The 15,286-nt window shown below is 73.5% G+C and carries 19 protein-coding genes; 9 read left to right on the forward strand and 10 right to left on the reverse strand.

Annotated elements, in window-relative coordinates:
• The first annotated feature begins 94 nt into the window (after positions 1-94).
• Positions 95-790 carry a hypothetical protein gene (locus ACILQ5_RS04985; protein ID WP_395656865.1) on the forward strand — a complete coding sequence of 232 codons (696 nt, stop codon included), beginning with the start codon at positions 95-97 and terminating at the stop codon, positions 788-790.
• Here ACILQ5_RS04985 and ACILQ5_RS04990 read toward each other — a convergent pair.
• The gene (locus tag ACILQ5_RS04990) at positions 783-1,649 is read right to left on the reverse strand and encodes a hypothetical protein (protein ID WP_395656866.1); all 867 of its coding nucleotides are present in this window, start codon (positions 1,647-1,649) and stop codon (positions 783-785) included. The genes ACILQ5_RS04985 and ACILQ5_RS04990 overlap by 8 nt on opposite strands.
• 23 nt (positions 1,650-1,672) lie before the next feature.
• Here ACILQ5_RS04990 and ACILQ5_RS04995 point away from each other — a divergent pair, with 23 nt between their 5' ends.
• Both ACILQ5_RS04995 and ACILQ5_RS05000 read left to right on the forward strand, forming a co-directional pair.
• Positions 1,673-2,065, forward strand: a complete 393-nt coding sequence (locus tag ACILQ5_RS04995) for a (deoxy)nucleoside triphosphate pyrophosphohydrolase (protein ID WP_395656867.1) — start codon at positions 1,673-1,675, stop codon at positions 2,063-2,065.
• 7 nt (positions 2,066-2,072) lie between these two features.
• Positions 2,073-2,351, forward strand: coding sequence for a hypothetical protein (locus ACILQ5_RS05000; RefSeq protein ID WP_395656868.1), 279 nt, complete (start codon positions 2,073-2,075; stop codon positions 2,349-2,351).
• Between the two features lie 128 nt (positions 2,352-2,479).
• Here ACILQ5_RS05000 and ACILQ5_RS05005 read toward each other — a convergent pair whose 3' ends face one another.
• Positions 2,480-2,758 carry a hypothetical protein gene (locus tag ACILQ5_RS05005; RefSeq protein WP_395656869.1) on the reverse strand — a complete coding sequence of 93 codons (279 nt, stop codon included), beginning with the start codon at positions 2,756-2,758 and terminating at the stop codon, positions 2,480-2,482.
• Positions 2,759-2,927: 169 nt separating this feature from the next.
• Between ACILQ5_RS05005 and mshB the strand changes: the two genes are divergently transcribed.
• Positions 2,928-3,836 (forward strand): N-acetyl-1-D-myo-inositol-2-amino-2-deoxy-alpha-D-glucopyranoside deacetylase, encoded by a 909-nt coding sequence (gene mshB, locus ACILQ5_RS05010; protein ID WP_395656870.1) that lies wholly within the window; start codon positions 2,928-2,930, stop codon positions 3,834-3,836.
• A gap of 11 nt (positions 3,837-3,847) precedes the next feature.
• Positions 3,848-4,174 (forward strand): hypothetical protein, encoded by a 327-nt coding sequence (locus ACILQ5_RS05015; RefSeq protein ID WP_395656871.1) that lies wholly within the window; start codon positions 3,848-3,850, stop codon positions 4,172-4,174.
• Here the strand turns inward: ACILQ5_RS05015 and ACILQ5_RS05020 are convergent.
• Positions 4,159-4,758 carry a hypothetical protein gene (locus ACILQ5_RS05020; RefSeq protein WP_395656872.1) on the reverse strand — a complete coding sequence of 200 codons (600 nt, stop codon included), beginning with the start codon at positions 4,756-4,758 and terminating at the stop codon, positions 4,159-4,161. The genes ACILQ5_RS05015 and ACILQ5_RS05020 overlap by 16 nt on opposite strands.
• A 165-nt stretch (positions 4,759-4,923) precedes the next feature.
• Between ACILQ5_RS05020 and ACILQ5_RS05025 the strand changes: the two genes are divergently transcribed.
• Entirely contained in the window at positions 4,924-5,742 is an 819-nt protein-coding gene (locus ACILQ5_RS05025) for an esterase/lipase family protein (protein ID WP_395656873.1), read from the forward strand.
• 459 nt (positions 5,743-6,201) lie between these two features.
• Here the strand turns inward: ACILQ5_RS05025 and ACILQ5_RS05030 are convergent, their stop codons facing one another.
• The gene (locus ACILQ5_RS05030; protein WP_395656874.1) at positions 6,202-7,377 is read right to left on the reverse strand and encodes an AGE family epimerase/isomerase; all 1,176 of its coding nucleotides are present in this window, start codon (positions 7,375-7,377) and stop codon (positions 6,202-6,204) included.
• Positions 7,374-8,690 carry an aspartate--tRNA(Asn) ligase gene (aspS, locus tag ACILQ5_RS05035; protein ID WP_395656875.1) on the reverse strand — a complete coding sequence of 439 codons (1,317 nt, stop codon included), beginning with the start codon at positions 8,688-8,690 and terminating at the stop codon, positions 7,374-7,376. Before aspS ends, ACILQ5_RS05030 begins: the two co-directional genes overlap by 4 nt.
• Before the next feature lie 203 nt (positions 8,691-8,893).
• On the opposite strand from aspS, the gene ACILQ5_RS05040 reads away from it, so the two are divergent.
• Positions 8,894-9,868 carry a DUF389 domain-containing protein gene (locus ACILQ5_RS05040; RefSeq protein WP_395656876.1) on the forward strand — a complete coding sequence of 325 codons (975 nt, stop codon included), beginning with the start codon at positions 8,894-8,896 and terminating at the stop codon, positions 9,866-9,868.
• Here ACILQ5_RS05040 and ACILQ5_RS05045 read toward each other — a convergent pair.
• Complete coding sequence (locus tag ACILQ5_RS05045; protein WP_395656877.1) at positions 9,841-10,830, reverse strand: GNAT family N-acetyltransferase; 990 nt, start codon at positions 10,828-10,830, stop codon at positions 9,841-9,843. The two genes, ACILQ5_RS05040 and ACILQ5_RS05045, sit on opposite strands and share 28 nt — an antisense overlap.
• A gap of 57 nt (positions 10,831-10,887) precedes the next feature.
• Here ACILQ5_RS05045 and fdxA point away from each other — a divergent pair, with 57 nt between their 5' ends.
• Positions 10,888-11,214: a ferredoxin gene (fdxA, locus tag ACILQ5_RS05050; protein ID WP_395656878.1), complete on the forward strand. Its 327-nt coding sequence runs from the start codon at positions 10,888-10,890 to the stop codon at positions 11,212-11,214.
• 38 nt (positions 11,215-11,252) lie between these two features.
• The gene (gene dapC / locus ACILQ5_RS05055; protein WP_395656879.1) at positions 11,253-12,341 is read left to right on the forward strand and encodes a succinyldiaminopimelate transaminase; all 1,089 of its coding nucleotides are present in this window, start codon (positions 11,253-11,255) and stop codon (positions 12,339-12,341) included.
• A gap of 33 nt (positions 12,342-12,374) precedes the next feature.
• On the opposite strand, the gene ACILQ5_RS05060 is transcribed toward dapC, so the two are convergent.
• From ACILQ5_RS05060 to ACILQ5_RS05075, 4 genes are all read right to left on the reverse strand, one after another.
• A complete protein-coding gene (locus tag ACILQ5_RS05060) occupies positions 12,375-13,625 on the reverse strand; it encodes a calcium-binding protein (RefSeq protein ID WP_395656880.1) in 1,251 nt (416 codons plus the stop codon).
• A 43-nt stretch (positions 13,626-13,668) separates the two neighbouring features.
• Positions 13,669-13,854, reverse strand: coding sequence for a DUF5999 family protein (locus tag ACILQ5_RS05065; RefSeq protein ID WP_395656881.1), 186 nt, complete (start codon positions 13,852-13,854; stop codon positions 13,669-13,671).
• Positions 13,855-13,937: 83 nt separating this feature from the next.
• Positions 13,938-14,120 carry a DUF5999 family protein gene (locus tag ACILQ5_RS05070; protein WP_395656882.1) on the reverse strand — a complete coding sequence of 61 codons (183 nt, stop codon included), beginning with the start codon at positions 14,118-14,120 and terminating at the stop codon, positions 13,938-13,940.
• Positions 14,121-14,311: 191 nt separating this feature from the next.
• Complete coding sequence (locus ACILQ5_RS05075; RefSeq protein WP_395656883.1) at positions 14,312-15,280, reverse strand: hypothetical protein; 969 nt, start codon at positions 15,278-15,280, stop codon at positions 14,312-14,314.
• Positions 15,281-15,286 lie beyond the last annotated feature (6 nt).

The raw sequence follows: 15,286 nt of genomic DNA on the forward strand, positions 1-15,286 counted from the left end.
GTCGTGACGAGCCAGCACTACTTGCAGCTGGGCGTGCGTGCTGCAACAACCGCGCCGAGACCTGATCCGCGGCCTAGCGTGGGTCGTGGGCTGGGTGAGACAGTTGATCGGCGGCGTGGCGAAGGGTCTTGCGATCCTGGCGGCGTGCGCGCTCGGCCTGACCCTGCTCGGCCTGCCCTCGTCGGCCGGCGCCGATCCGGCTGGCCCGACGTACACCCTCACCGCCGATGAGACGGGTCACGTGGTCGTCGGGACCCCGGTCCTCGAGACCTACACGGCGCTCGACGCGGACGGCGGGCCGATCACCGGAGTGACGGTGGGCTTCGTCCGGACCGGTCCCGGCGACGATCGCGGGGAGTCCTCCGGAGCGACCGACGAGCACGGCCAGGTCGCCTACGCCTACGTGGGCCTGACGACGGGCACCGCGACCGTCGAGGCGATGATCACCGATGGAAGCCCCGAGGAGGGCGACCAGCCTGTCCTCGAGAGTCTCGCGACCGACCAGCTGGTCTTCGTCGACGCGGACGGCGGGTTGATCGCCATGACGCTGGCCGGAGGGTCGACGGGATCCAGCGACCGGATCATGGTCTACGTCTACGACATCGCGGCCGGACTGAGGGCCGTTCTCGCCGTCGATCGCGCGCGTCGCGCCTCGCACCTGCTCGACGAGCACGGTGACCACACCTTCACGACAAGGGACCGGAACGGCAACCGGACCACGAAGTACACGGTCTGGCTGGCGGCCAGCGAGTGGACGCCCCGGGTGACGAAGTCCATCCGCATCAGGTGAATCGAGACCGCCGCACCGCCACCAGCCACCGGCGGTGCGGGTGCTCGGTGACGGTCCACAGCAGGTCGCTGCTCTCGTCGTACGCGAGGTCCTCCGGCCCCATCGGCAGCGCCCAGCGGTGCTCGCGCAAGGCGCCGGTCGGTCCGCTCCAGACCGAGCCGGGGGTCCGCGGTCCGTGCGAGGCGGTGACGTACCACCGGCCGGCCACCCGGACGGCGCCCTGGGCGCGCCGTACCCCCCCGTCGTGCACGTCGACCGGCCCGCCGCCGAGGGGGAGGTGGCCGAGGCGGCTCGTGCCGCCGGTGTTGCCGTACTCCCCGACGACCAGGCCCTCGTCGGCGTGCGAGACGAACGAGAACCGGAACGGCTCGCTCGACCGGAGCCGGTACCGCACCGGCAGCAGGTAGCCGCCCGGCCCGCGGACGACGTCACGCGTGTCACACACCCACAGCCCGGCCCGCGTGGCGGCGACGTGGAGCAGGTCGCCGTGCCAGGCGAGGCCGCCGGCGTGGATGCGCAACGGCTCGAAGCCGCCGGCCGTCGGCAGCACGAGCGGCAGGTGCCGGTAGCGCCGCGTCCCGAGGTCCAGCAGCGAGACCCGGGAGCCGCGGCCCCGGGCGTACCAGGAGACCGCCCCCCGGCGGCCCACCACCGAGACCCCCTGCGGCCACCAGCCCCGGTCGGCCCGGTCGACGCGGTCCCAGGTCCAGGCCCGGTGCGGCGTGAGGCACGGCGCGACGGTGCGCCGCAGTCGCCGATCGAGGTCGCCGAGGACGGCGTCGAGACCGACCCGGCCGCCGTACCGCTCCGCGAGCGCGTCGATCTCCGCGGCGAGCTCGGAGGTCGGCGTCAGGTCCACCCCCAGAACGGTAGCGTCGCGGCGTGACCAGCGTCGTCAGCGTCGTCGGGGCCGCGATCATCCGCGACGGCCGGGTGCTCGCCGCGCGCCGCACGGCGCCGCCCGCGACCGCCGGTCGCTGGGAGCTCCCCGGCGGGAAGGTGGAGCCGGGAGAGACCCCTGAGGCCGCGCTGGTCCGCGAGATCGTCGAGGAGCTCGCCTGCACGATCGCGGTGACCGGCTGGCTGCCCGGCCAGGTCGCGATCGGGGAGCGGCACGTGCTGACCGTCGCGGTCGCGGAGCTCGTCGCGGGCGAGCCGCAGCCGCACGAGCACGACGCCGTGCGCTGGCTCGCCGCCGGCGAGCTCGGGTCGGTCGACTGGCTCGACCCGGACCGCCCCTTCCTGGCCGACGTGGCTGCCGCGATCCTGGGATGATGGCTGGGTGCGCGGCATCTTCTTCGAGGAGGACGACGCCCGGGCGGTCGTCGCCCGGCTCGCCGCCGACGGCTACGACGCCCACCTCGAGCGCGAGCGGCTGGCCGGCGAGGACGACGACGAGGACCACCCGTGGGCGGTCCTGACCGACGCCCCGCAGCCCGTCCTCGAGCTGCTCGTCGATGCCTACGACGGCTGGCTGGACGTCGAGGAGGAAGCGCCGGCGAGTCCGCCGCCTGACCTGCCTGCGGCCCCGCGGAGGATCAAGCGCCCGCCGAGCGGCTGAGGGCGGTCACACCGGCGTCGAGCCCGGACCGGGAGGTGACACGTCGATCGACAGACATCTCCGTGGTGCCAGACCTCAACGGTCGAGCTTCGACCGGTCGGCCCCACGCCGTCCCGGGCGACTGCGTCCTACTCCTGGGGTGAGGACGGGGACGGCTGGCCAGGCGCCACGTCCAGGCCCAGGAGCTGGGCGACGTGGAAGGAGAGGAAGCCGCAGTGGTTGCACCCCAGGGCGACAGCCGGGAACGCCGGGCCGCCGATCTCGTGCGTCTGGCTGTCCGCACTCACGTCGAAGTGGACGAACCCGTCGACGAGCTCCCACGTCGTCTTCTGTCCGCAGCGCGGACACGTGGTCGTGATGCCCTTCGCCGCGAGGGCCTGGATGACTCGTTCCTTGCTGAACTGCACGATGTCGTGCCCCCGTCTGGGTGAGTGGTCTGGTCGCCACCCTAGCGAGCAGGTCGCCGCAGATCGCACGTGGCCCGGCATGCTCCTGCCCGCGGCCCGGAAGATCCTGCACCCCTCCGGTGGTTGAGCAGACGACAGCACCGTCCCTCCTCGCTCCTAGGATCGCCTCATGACCGCTGACCAGCGCCTCCTCCTCGTGCACGCCCACCCCGACGACGAGACGATCGGGCAGGGCGCGACGATGGCGAAGTACGTCGCCGAGGGGCGCTCGGTCACCCTGGTCACCTGCACCGGCGGAGAGATGGGCGAGATCCTGGTGCCCGAGCTCGCGCACCTCGCCGCCGACCGCGAGGACGGGCTGGGTGAGCACCGTCGCGGCGAGCTCGCTGACGCGATGAAGGAGCTCGGGGTCACCGACCACCGCTACCTCGGCGGCTTCGGCACCTACCGCGACAGCGGGATGAAGTGGCACGAGGACGGCCACGCCGTCGCCGCGGACGACATCCACGAGAACGCGTTCTGGCACGCCGACCTGACCGAGGCCGCCAACCACCTGGTCTCCGTCATCCGGGAGGTCCGGCCGCAGGTGCTGGTCACCTACGACCAGTTCGGCGGCTACGGCCACCCCGACCACATCCAGGCGCACCGGGTGGCGACCTACGCGACCTCGCTGGCCGCCGTGCCGTCGTACCGCAAGGACCTCGGCGAGGCCTGGGACATCCCGAAGGTCTACTGGGGTGCGATGTCGGAGAGCCGGATGCGCGCCGGACTGCGGGCGCTGCGCGACGCCGGCGACACCACGTCGTTCGAGGGCATGGACCCCGACGGGCCGTTGCCGCACTTCGTCACCGCCGACCAGGACCTCGCCGCCGTGGTCGACGCCACCGAGCACGTCGACAAGAAGATGGCCGCGATGCGCGCGCACGCGACCCAGATCTCCCTCGACGGGCCGTTCTTCGCGCTGTCCAACAACCAGGGCGACGTCGCGTGGGGGCTGGAGTTCTTCCGGATCGCCAAGGGCCGGCAGGGCGAGGTGAACGAGGACGGTCTCGAGACCGACCTGTTCGCCGGGCTCTGACGGATCCGCCCGTGCGGGTGCTGGCGGCCCTCGGGCTGCTCGTCGTCGGCGCGGCCACCGCCGTGGCCACCGTCGCGCTCCACGACCTCTGGTGGGGTCTTGCCCTCGCCGTGGTGGTGACCGTCTTCACCGCGCTCGCGCTGCCGCCCGGCTGGTGGAGCCGACTGGCGTTCGTGGTCGGGTGGGTGGCGGTGGTCGGCTGGCTGACCTTCCCGCGCGCCGAGGGCGACTACCTCGTCAGCCAGGACGTGCAGGGGTACGCCGTCCTCGTGCTCGCCCCGGTCCTGCTGGTCGTCGCGATCGCGACCTTGCCCCGCCCGGCTCAGAGGTCGAAGTAGCGGGTGTGGTCCGAGGCGAGGTCGCGTCCGGACCGGGTCTCGAGGAGCGTCTGGGCGACAACGGTGGACGGCCGGTGTCCGAGGCATGCGTTGGGGATGAACGCGTTCACGGTGTCGGTCGTGGTGTCGAAGTCCAGCACCGCGCGGGGGCACGCGTGCGAGCCCGACCCGCCGATGACCGGGGTGGCCCTGACGTGGTCGTACAGGCTGAAGGCGACGTACGCGCCCGAGGTGTCGCGCAGGTCGAGGCCGAGGGCGAAGACCTGGACGAAGCGCGGTCGGCGCTGCGACTCCGGCCAGCTCGTCGGGACCCGCAGGTGGGTGACCTCGATGCTGTAGCGGTACCCCCGCTTCCCGTCGACCCGCAGCGGCCGGACCTGCGCCTTGCGGATGTCGACGGACCTCCGCGGTGCCTTCGTCCGCGGCGCGTAGGCGCGGACGTCGTCGCGGGCGTCGTGCACGGTGACGGTGTGGCCGCCCCGGCCGGTCGTCGTGGCCCCGTGACCGGCCCCGTGACCGGCGGCTGCGGCCGGCGCTGCGAGCGCGGCGACGGTGACGACGGCTGCGGCGAACGTGCGCACCATGTGGTGTCCTCCCGGGATCGGTGGCGGTCGCCCGGAGCGTGACCCGCCGGGCTCGTGACGAAACGTACGGCAGCGGTGCACGGTGACCGCACCGGCTGCAGGATCCTGCAGCCGCGCCGGACGGGGTCGCCGTGACTGCGGTCACCCGGACTCGTTGAGCCGGGCATGCGACGCGTCCTGGGAACCTTGTCCGTCCTGCTGATCGCCGTTCTCGGCCTGGCCGCGCCGGCGAGCGCCGACGGCGTCCCGCTCCCGGGCAACCCGTTCGGTGACCCGACCGGCGCCAACGACTGGTCGTGCCGGCCCAGCGCCGAGCGACCGGAGCCGGTGGTGATCGTGCACGGCACGTTCGGCGACCGGAAGAGCCTGCTGGACGACCTCTCCTCGGCGATGGTCGACGAGGGCTTCTGCGTCTTCTCCCTCGACTACGGCAACCGGGGCACCGGCGACATCCGGGACTCCGCCCGTCAGCTGAAGCGGTTCGTCGCCAAGGTGCTCGACGCGACCGGCGCCGCGAAGGTGTCGATGGTCGGCCACTCCCAGGGCGGGATGATGCCGCGCTACTACATCAAGTTCCTCGGCGGTGCCGCGCACGTCGACGACCTGGTCGGCTTCTCGCCGTCCAACCACGGCACGACGATCGTCGGAGACTCCTCGAACCCCCTGACCGGCGGCCTCTGCCTGGCGTGTGCCCAGCAGGCGGCCGGCTCGCCGTTCCTGACCCGGCTCAACCGCGGCGACGAGACGCCCGGCGACGTCAGCTACACCCAGGTCACCACGCGGTACGACGAGGTCGTGGTGCCGTACACCTCGGCGTACCTCGCACCCGGCCCGCGCACCACGAACGTCACCATCCAGGACTCGTGCCCGACCGACACCGCCGAGCACGTGTTCATCCCGATGAGCCGCACCGCGATCCAGTGGGCCCTGAATGCCCTCGAGCGCCCCGGCCCCGCCGACCCGGCGTTCCGCCCGGCCTGCTGACGGGCTGCCCCCGGTCACCGGGGCGTCATACGACCTGGTCGCAGGGGCGGCCACCTCGCATGACGTCCCGGGGTGGGCCGGGGTGACGTCATACGACCTGGCCGTGGGGGCGACCGCCTCGCATGACGTCCCGGGGTGGGCGGGGGTGACGTCATCCGACCTGGTCGTGGGGGCGACCGCCTCGCATGACGTCCCGGGGTGGGCGGGGGTGACGTCATCCGACCTGGTCGTGGGGGCGGCCACCTCGCATGACGTCCGGGCGCGCGTCGGTGCGGCGCCTGATCGGCGGGGGCGGCCGACAGAACTCGCCTCGGCCGTCAGCGTGCTGCCGCCTCCCGGGGATCGTCATACGAACCGGCTGCGGGGGCGACCGCCTCGCATGACGGCCCGGGGTGGGCGGGGGTGACGTCATACGACCTGGCTGCGGGGGCGACCACCTCGTATGACGCTCCCCGGACGTCAGCCGGCGGCCAGCGCCCGGGCGAACGGCGGCCACAGCGGGAGCCGCGGCACCAGCGTGGCCTGATAGGCGTGGTAGACGTCCGGCTTGCCCACCCAGGTCCCGGCGGCCGGCCGGTTGGCGGGGTCCAGCTCGTGGTGCCACGAGCCGCGCTCGTGGTCGATCAGGTGGCGGTCGGCGTACGCCCACCACTGCTCGGCGCAGATCCGGTACGCCGGGTCGCCGGTCGTCCGGTGCAGCGTCTCGGCCGCGGCCAGCGCCTCGGCGACCACCCAGTGCATCCGCTGGCGCACCACCGGCGCCCCGTCCCACCCGACGGTGTAGACGAAGCCCTCGGTGCCGTCGACGGCCCACCCCTCGCGCACGCCGGCGTCGAAGAGCGCGCGGGCGTCCTCGAGCATCCAGTCCGGCGCTCCGTCCCCGAGCGCGGCCCGGAGCGCGAGGGTCAGCCGGCTCCACTCGAACCAGTGGCCGATTGTCGCGCCGTAGGGGCGGAACGGGTGGGCGGGGTCGTCCTTGTTGTAGTCCGGCAGCGGGGTCCAGGTCGCGTCGAAGTGCTCGGGGATCCGCCAGTCGTTCGACCGCGCGAACCCGTGCACGACCCGGCCCAGGATCCGCCCTGCCCGCTCCAGGTCGCCGGCCGCGAGGAGCGCCTCGACCGTGTGCATGTTGGCGTTGACCCCCCGGTAGGCGTCCAGCCGAGTCCAGGCCTCGTCCCACTGCTCGACGACCATGCCGGCGTCGTCGTCCCAGAACCGCCGGTCGAGCACGTCGAGCGCGTCGGCGAGCAGCGTGTCCGCGCCCGGGCGCCCGGCGACCGCCGCCGAGGACGCCGCGAGCACCACGAACGCGTGCTCGTAGGCCGTCTTCGTCCGGGCCACCGGACCTTCGGCGTCGACCGACGCCCACCAGCCACCGTGCTCGTGGTCGCGCAGCCGCCCGGTGAGCGCGGCGAGCCCGTGGTCGACCAGCGCGGCCGCCCACGGCCGCCCCTGCAGGTGTGCGAGGGCGAAGACGTGCGTCATCCGGCAGCTGACCCACAGCTCGACCGGCCGGTCGAGCTGGGGCCGGCCGTCGTCGTCGAGCCAGGCGAAGCCGCCGTCGGGGTGCACCGATGCCCGCGCGAACCCGAGCAACCGGTCGCCCTCGGCCTCGAGGTCCACGGGTGCGGTCACGGGGTCAGCCTATGGAGGTCGCGCGGGAAGAGGGTCACCTCGCGGATGTTCGCCGCCCCGGTCAGCCGCGCGGTCCACCGCTCCAGCCCGATCGCGAAGCCGCCGTGCGGCGGCATGCCGTGCCGGAACGCCTGGAGGTACGCCGCGTACGCCTCCGGGTCCTCGCCACGCGCGCGGATCGCGGCGTCGTACGACGACGGCGTGTGCAGCCGCTGCCCGCCGGTGACCAGCTCCAGCCCGCGGAACAGCAGGTCGAAGCTGTTGCTCCAGCCCGCATGACCCGGTGGTCGAGGAGGCGCGCCAGCGCCGTCCCGAGACCAGGGGTGGGTGTAGAACGGCCGCTTGGCCATCGGGTAGCCCTCGACCGCGACGAAGTCGCTGCCGTGCTCCTCGAGCGCCCACGCGCCGAGCGCCCGCTCGTGCTCCGGAGCGAGGTCGGGCTCGTCCTCGGGCGCACCGACCATCGCCAGGGCGTCGCGGAAGTGGACGACCGGGATCTCGTCGGGCACGACCGGCACCTGCGCGCCGCTGCGCTCGATGGCGTCCGCCGCGTGCTCGTGGATGCCGGCGACCATGCCGGCGACCACGTCACGCAGCACGCGCAGCACGTCGCGGTGGTCACGGACGAAGCCGAGCTCGACGTCGAGCGAGACGTACTCCGCCAGGTGCCGCACCGTGTCGTGGGGCTCGGCGCGGAACACCGGCCCGACCTCGTAGACCCGCTCGAAGACCCCGACCAGCTGCTGCTTGTAGAACTGCGGGCTCTGGGCGAGGTACGCCGGCCGCCCGAAGTAGTCGACGGCGAACACGTTCGCCCCCGACTCCGTGGCCGACTCGACGAACTTCGGCGTCTGCACCTCGGTGAAGCCGGCCGCGTCGAGCGTGGCCCGGAACCCTCGGACCGACGCCGCGGCCAGGTCCCACCGGGCCCGCTGCGCGAGGTGCCGCCAGGTCACCGGTGCGTGGTCGAGCATCGTGGGGAGTCCGGCGGAGAGCGTCGGCCGCCACAGCTCGACCGGGGGCGTCGCGGCCGGTTCGGTCAGCGCCGTGATGACGGGGTCGGTGACCTCGACGCCGCCCGGCGCCTGGGCGTTGGCGGTCGCCGTCCCGACGACCTCGACGGTCGTCTCCTCCGGCGGCACCTCGCCGCCGCGGACGACCACCTGGGCCAGGCCGCTGCGGTCGCGGAGCACGAGGAAGGTGAGGGCCGCCAGCTCGCGGCGGCGGTGGACCCAGCCCTGGAGCCGGACGGGCGTCCCGGGCTCGGCGGTGGGCAGGTCGGAGCAGAGCGTTCGTTGCAGTGTCGATGTCACGAGGACCTCCAGTCGGCGGAAAGCCCTGGAGGTGTGGGCGGGGGCCAGATCGCGGTGCCACCACACCTTCGCCGAGTGCTCTACCGATTTCTCGGGGTTCGGCCTCTCGTCGGTACGCCGCACGCGCGGGCGCCGCTGCTCCACCGGCTCGTGGGAGGTTCGTCAGGCCTCGCGGGTGCCGGAGCCAGGATACGGTGCGACCCGTGCTCGTGCACTTCCGACTGACCACGCCGGCCGACCTCACCCAGGAGGTCGTCGACCTCCTGCTGCCCCACGGGTGGGTCACCAACGTGACCCTGGAGCGGGGCGCGAGCCTGCGGCCGGAGGGCGACGTGGTCGAGTTCGACGTCGCCCGCGAGAAGGCGGGCTCGACCATGGACGACCTGCGACGCGTCGGCCTCGAGAGCTGCGGCGGCATCGTGCTCACGACGCCCACGGGGACGCCGTTCGACGCGGCGGACCAGATCGAGGCGGCGGCGCCGGGACATCCGGACGACGCGGTGCTCTGGGACTCCGTGGAGGAGCAGGCCGAGGCCGGCGCCGTGCCGACCGTGTCGTACCTCGTCTTCATGGTCATCGCGGTGGCGCTGGGCTCGATCGCCGTGATCACCGACTCGGCGGTGCTGGTGGTCGGCGCGATGGTCGTCGGACCCGAGTTCAGCGCGGTGGTCGCCGCGAGCGCCGGGGTCGCCCTGCGCCGGCCGTCGCTCTTCGTCCGCGGCATGCAGCTGCTGCTCTACTCCTTCGCCTTCGCGATCCTCGTGGTGGCGCTGCTCGCGCTGGTCGGGCGCGGCATCGGGCTGGTCGAGACAGACGACGTGCTGCGACCGCGGCCCAACACCGGCTTCATCTGGCACCCGGACGCCTGGTCGGTGATCGTGGCGCTCCTCGCCGGTGCGGCCGGCGCGCTCGCCCTGGCGGTCTCGAAGGCGGCGACGATGGTCGGTGTCTTCATCAGCGTGACCACGGTCCCGGCGGCCGGCAACCTCGCGCTCGGCCTCGCGCTCTGGCAGCGGAGCGAGATCTGGGGGTCCGCGGCGCAGCTCGGGATCAACATCGGCTGCATGGTGCTGTCCGGTGCGCTCGTCCTGGTGCTGATGCGGGTCGGCTGGACCCGTGTCACGACCTGGTCGGAGCGGTTCTTCGGCCGTCAGGCGGACCTGGGCGGCGCCAGGTAGCGGTAGGCGTGGTGGGTGGTGAACCCGAGCCGCTCGTAGAGACCGACCGCCGGTGCGTTGTCGGCCAGCACCTGGAGGTACGCCGTCGTGGCGCCGCGCTCGGCACCCCACTCCAGCAGCGCGTCCATGACGACCAGCGCCAGGCCCTGCCGGCGGTGCGCCGGGTCGACGTGGATGCCGCGGAAGCCGACCCAGTCCTCGGCGTACGCCGCCACCCCGGTCGCCACGTCGCCGACCCGCACCGTGACGAGGTCGCCGGCCTCGTCGTAGGTGATCGCGGTGGTGTCGAGGCTCGTCGCTGGCGCTCCTCGCACCTCGACCGCCGACGGTCGAGGTGCGGGCGCAGCGAGCCTCGAGAGCGCGCGCCGCGCGGCCGACACCCCGGTGATCTGGAACAGCGTGTCGTCGTCGTTGCTCTCCGCGACCCAGCCGTGCCCCCGGAAGAGCTCGTCCTCCGCCGAGCCGGGCAGCACCGCGGCGATCGGCCGCCCGGTGCGTCCGGCGTAGAAGTCGACCACCCGCTCGTAGTCGTCGGCGACCCCGGAGGGGCCCATCGCCAGCACCGAGTTCGCGCGCCGGGCCGTCGAGGTGGGGGAGTGCCGCAACAGCCAGTCGCCGAGCGGCATGGTGACCAGGTCCGACCAGAGGGCCAGCGCCCGCCGCTGCGCCTCCTGCGGGCCGACCCGGTGCCGGGTCGAGGGGCGCGGCGGCACCGGCTTGCCGGACACGATGTCGGCGGTCGCGATGGTCACCGGCGGACCCTCCGCGGGCTGCACGACGCAGGTGCCGTCGGCCCAGGCGAGGCAGGTGCCGAGCACGTCGGTCATGGCCGGTCCGCCGCTCGGGCCGGTCTCGCCGCGCAGCACCCGCCGGACCACCACCCGCAGACCGACGACGTGGGGACCGAGCAGGTGCCCGGCCACCCCGGCGGCCACATCGTGGGGGTCGTCACCGGATGGCACCCACGGATACTAGGCTGTGCCGGAGCACCACCTGCCGCGAGTCCACAGGAGGAATCGGTGACCTACGTCATTGCCCAGCCGTGCGTCGACCTGAAGGACCGCGCCTGTGTCGACGAGTGTCCGGTCGACTGCATCTACGAGGGCAAGCGGATGCTCTACATCCACCCCGACGAGTGCGTCGACTGCGGTGCGTGCGAGCCGGTCTGCCCGGTCGAGGCGATCTTCTACGAGGACGACACCCCGGAGCAGTGGAAGGGCTACTACGACGCCAACGTCCACTTCTTCGACGACCTCGGCTCGCCCGGCGGGGCCGCCAAGATGGGTGAGATCGACAAGGACCACCCGATGATCGCCGAGCTCCCGCCGCAGAACCAGGACCACTGATCGCTCGCGACCGGGCCCCGGGCCGGGGCCTGCGCCGGGTGTCGGGCCGGCTCCCCGACTTCCCCTGGGACCACCTGCTCGAGCACGGCGAGCGCGCCCGGGCGCACCCGGACGGGATCGTCGACCTCTCGGTCGGCACGCCGGTCGACCCGACGCCCGAGGTCGCCCAGGCAGCGCTCCGGGGGGCGGCGAACTCCCCGGGCTACCCGCTGACGATCGGCCGCTCCGAGACCCGGCAGGCCTGCATCGACTGGCTGGAGCGCCGGCACGGGGTCACCGGCCTGACGCTCGGCTCGGTGCTCCCGGTGATCGGCTCCAAGGAGCTCATCGCCTCGATGCCCGGCCACCTCGGCCTCGGCCCCGGTGACCTGGTCGCCTACCCCGAGCTGGCCTACCCGACCTACGAGGTCGGCGCGGTCCTGGCCGGGGCGACCCCGGTCGCCCGCGACTCGCTGACGTCGTTCGGGCCCGAGGTCCCGGCCCTGCTCTGGCTGAACTCGCCCTCGAACCCGACCGGCCGGGTGCTCCCGGTCGAGCACCTGCGCAAGGTCGTCGACTGGTGCCGCGAGCGCGGCACCCTCTTGGTCTCCGACGAGTGCTACGTCGAGTGCGCCTGGGAGGCCGAGCCGGTCTCGGTGCTGCACCCCGACGTCTGCGGCGGCTCCCACGACGGGATCCTCGCGGTCCACTCGCTCTCCAAGCGGTCCAACCTCGCCGGCTACCGCTGCGCGTTCGTGGCGGGTGACCCGTCCGTCGTGGCCGAGCTGCTGGCCGTCCGCAAGAACCTCGGTCTCCAGGTGCCCGGGCCGCAGCAGGTCGCGATGCAGGCGGTCCTCGAGGACGACGCGCACGCGGTCGAGCAGCACGCCCGGTACGCCGCCCGGCGGGCCAAGCTGCGCGAGGCCTTGCTGACCGCCGGGTTCACCATCGACCACTCCGAGGCGTCGCTCTACCTGTGGAGCACGCGGGACGAGGACTGCTGGGAGACCGTGTCCTGGTTCGCCGAGCGCGGCATCCTGGTCGCGCCGGGCTCCTTCTACGGCGTCGCCGGCTCCCGCCACGTGCGGATCGCCTTCACCGCGACCGACGAGCGCATCGACGCCGCGGTCGCCCGCCTGACCGTCTGACCTACCGTCTGACCCGACCGCCGGTGGACGGCGTCAGCGGTCCCGGATGCGCTCCACCGAGACGTAGCGGTCCTGGCCGCCCCAGCCGCTGCCGTGGTCGTCCCCGGTTCCGCCGTCGAGCAGGTCGTCCTGGTCGGAGCCGAAGATGCTGTCGTCGCCGCCGCGGGCGTGGATCCGCACCGGGTCCGAGAAGAACCCGGCGTAGATCTTGTCGCGGCCGTCGGTGCCGAGGACCGTCCAGAGGTCGCCCCGCGGGGTCGGGACCTCCTCGAAGCCGGGCACCGCGACCGACCAGGCCGTCGACCCGATCCGGGCGGCGAGGGTGCCGGCGGCCATGTCGATGCGTCCGGTCACGTGGCCCCGGAACCGCCCGCGCCCGTCGACCAGCGCGACCCCGGCGAGGTAGTCGCCCCGACCAGCGCCGCCGTCCAGGACGGTGCCGGGAGCAGGGGAGGTCTCGTCGTTGATGCCGTCCGAGCCGGATCCGCCGTACGCCCGGTCCACGCCCTCGTTCCCCTGGAGCAGGTCGTTGCCGCCGCCACCACGCAGGAGGTCGGGGCCGGCGTCGCCGTCGACCACGTCGTCGCCCGGACCGCCGAGGAGCGTGTTGGGCAGCTCGTCCCCGTCGCCGCTCTCGTCGTCCCAGCCCTGGGTCCCGCCGTCGAGCCAGTCGTCGCCGCCGCGGCCCTCGACCTGGTCGCTCCCGCGACCCCCGTCGAGGCTCTCGTCCGCGTCGGAGCCGATCAGCACGTCGTCGTGGTCGGTGCCGAGGACGCCCGAGACCGGGCCGGTCACGGTGTCGGTGTCGGCGCCCGACGTCGCGGTGCCGGCCTGGAGGTCCAGGACGACCGGGTCGGGGAGACCGGCGAACGTCAGCCGGTCGACGCTCCCGTCGTGGCGCGCGTCGAGGCCGCCGTCGAGGGTGTCGGAGCCCGGGCCGCCGTCGAGCTCGTCGCCGTAGTACTCGTAGTAGTCGGTGTCCTCGGCGACCTTCGCGTCCGTGCCGCCCAGCAGGCGGTCGGCACCGGGGCCGCCGCGCAGCACGTCCTGCCCCGGGCCGCCGCACAGGACGTCGTCACCGCCGAGGCCGACCAGGACGTCGTCACCCCCGAGGCCGGCGACCACGTCCGGTCCCGCTGTGCCGCGCAACCGGTCGTCGGACCCGGTGCCGGTAATCGTCGGGCTCGAGCAGGGCCCGGCGGCCGGAGTCGGCGCCGCACCCACGAGCGAGGTGCCGAGCACGGCCAGGCCGGCGACGGAGAGGGAGAGCGCCCGAGATCGCATGCCGCCCACCCTAGGTGGCGGCGCCGAGCCGCCCCCCGGGCCGTCAGGCGGACAGCGGCACGACGACCTCGTCGTGCCCGTCGGGCGTCAGGTAGTGGCCGTCGTCGAAGAGGACGATGCCGTTGCAGAGCCGGCACCACCCCTGGTCGTGCAGGTGGTCGGAGACCACGTGCGCGGCGACGCAGTCGGTGGCGTCAGCGGCCGGACAGTCGGGTGAGTGATTGCACATCGTCGTACCTCCCGACAGGAGGGTTCCGCGACCCACCCGTGCGAAAACCTGGTCTGGTCCGCTGGGGAGAGGGACCCGAGGGGTCAGGCGGAGAGGCTGATCGTGTGGTCGAGGCCGTCGGGGGTCAGGTAGTGGCCGTCGTCGAACCGGATCACGCCGTTGCACAGCCGGCACCAGCCCTGGTCGTGCCGGTGGTCGGCGACCACGCGGGCGTCGAAGCAGTCGGAGGCCTGGGTGTCAGGACAGCGCGGGGTGTGGTTGCACATGTCGTTCCTTCGTCGTCGTTCCTGCCACGCGGGTGGGTGGCGCGTGGCCGAGGCGGCTGGGCTCGCCTGCTCCCACTATCGCTCGCACCCCTCAATCGGGAGCCGGTGTTACCCAGAACACACCCGACGGATTAGGCAGGGGTCCGGACGAACCCTGTCGTCGGCACGCCGCCGCCGGCCGAGCCCTCTGCTCAGGCGAACACGTCGACGTGGACGTGGTCGCGGTGCTCGAGGACCGCGGGGTCGCCGGAGCTCTCGGGCGGGTCGTAGTCGCGCCACCCCTCGCCGGAGCGGGCGGCCGTCCAGATCCGGTCGTCGAAGATCACGGTCGCGATGTCGAGCCGGTCGGCCATCGCGACGAGGTACTGCGCCATCGCCCAGCCACGGATCTTGTTCGCCGGGCTCACCGGCCGCACGAACACGTCGACCGCCCGGCCGTCGTAGTGGGCGGATCCCTCCATGTGGCCGGTGCTGACGCCGCCCGGGGCGAACCCGCCCATCGGCGGGTCGCCGAACACCTCGTCGACCTCCCGGCGTACGACGTCCGCCCGGTGCGTGAGCCCGGAGTCGGTGAGCCTGCGGCCGGCGGCGTCCGGTGCCCCGCCGAGGCGGCAGCTGAACGCGTGCGGCGAGTTGCCGGTGAGCGCGGAGGCGAGCACCCGCGCGTCGGCCTCGTGCTCGGCGTACGCCTCCGGGTAGCCGGAGCGCTGCACCTCCTGCGCGGCCTCGGTCACCCGCATCCCCTCGTAGCCGTCGACCTTGTCGAGCGCGTCGTAGAAGGCGTTGGCTGCGTAGTAGGGGTTGGTGACCTGCGCGCGGGTGCCCCAGCCCTGGGACGGGCGCTGCTGGAAGAGGCCGGCCGAGTCGCGGTCGCCGCTCTCGAGGTTGTAGAGCTTCGACTCCTGGTAGGCGGTGGCGAGCGCGATCGTGGCGGCCCGCGCCGGCATCCCGCGACGGACCGAGACGGCGGCGATCAGGGCGGCGTTCTCGGCCTGCTCGACCGACAGTGTGACCGTGCGCCCGCTCACGGTCGCGGTGCACTCGTCGGGGCTGAAGAACGGCGTCACGCTGCCGAGGAGGCTCGTGACGCCCCACACCCCCGCCGCCACCGCACCGACGCCGGCGAGCGCGACCAGGGCCACGCCCGTCCTGAACCTCATGCGTCC

Origin of the sequence: Nocardioides sp. (genome assembly GCF_044226305.1) — a bacterium.
GTDB lineage: Bacteria > Actinomycetota > Actinomycetes > Propionibacteriales > Nocardioidaceae > Nocardioides.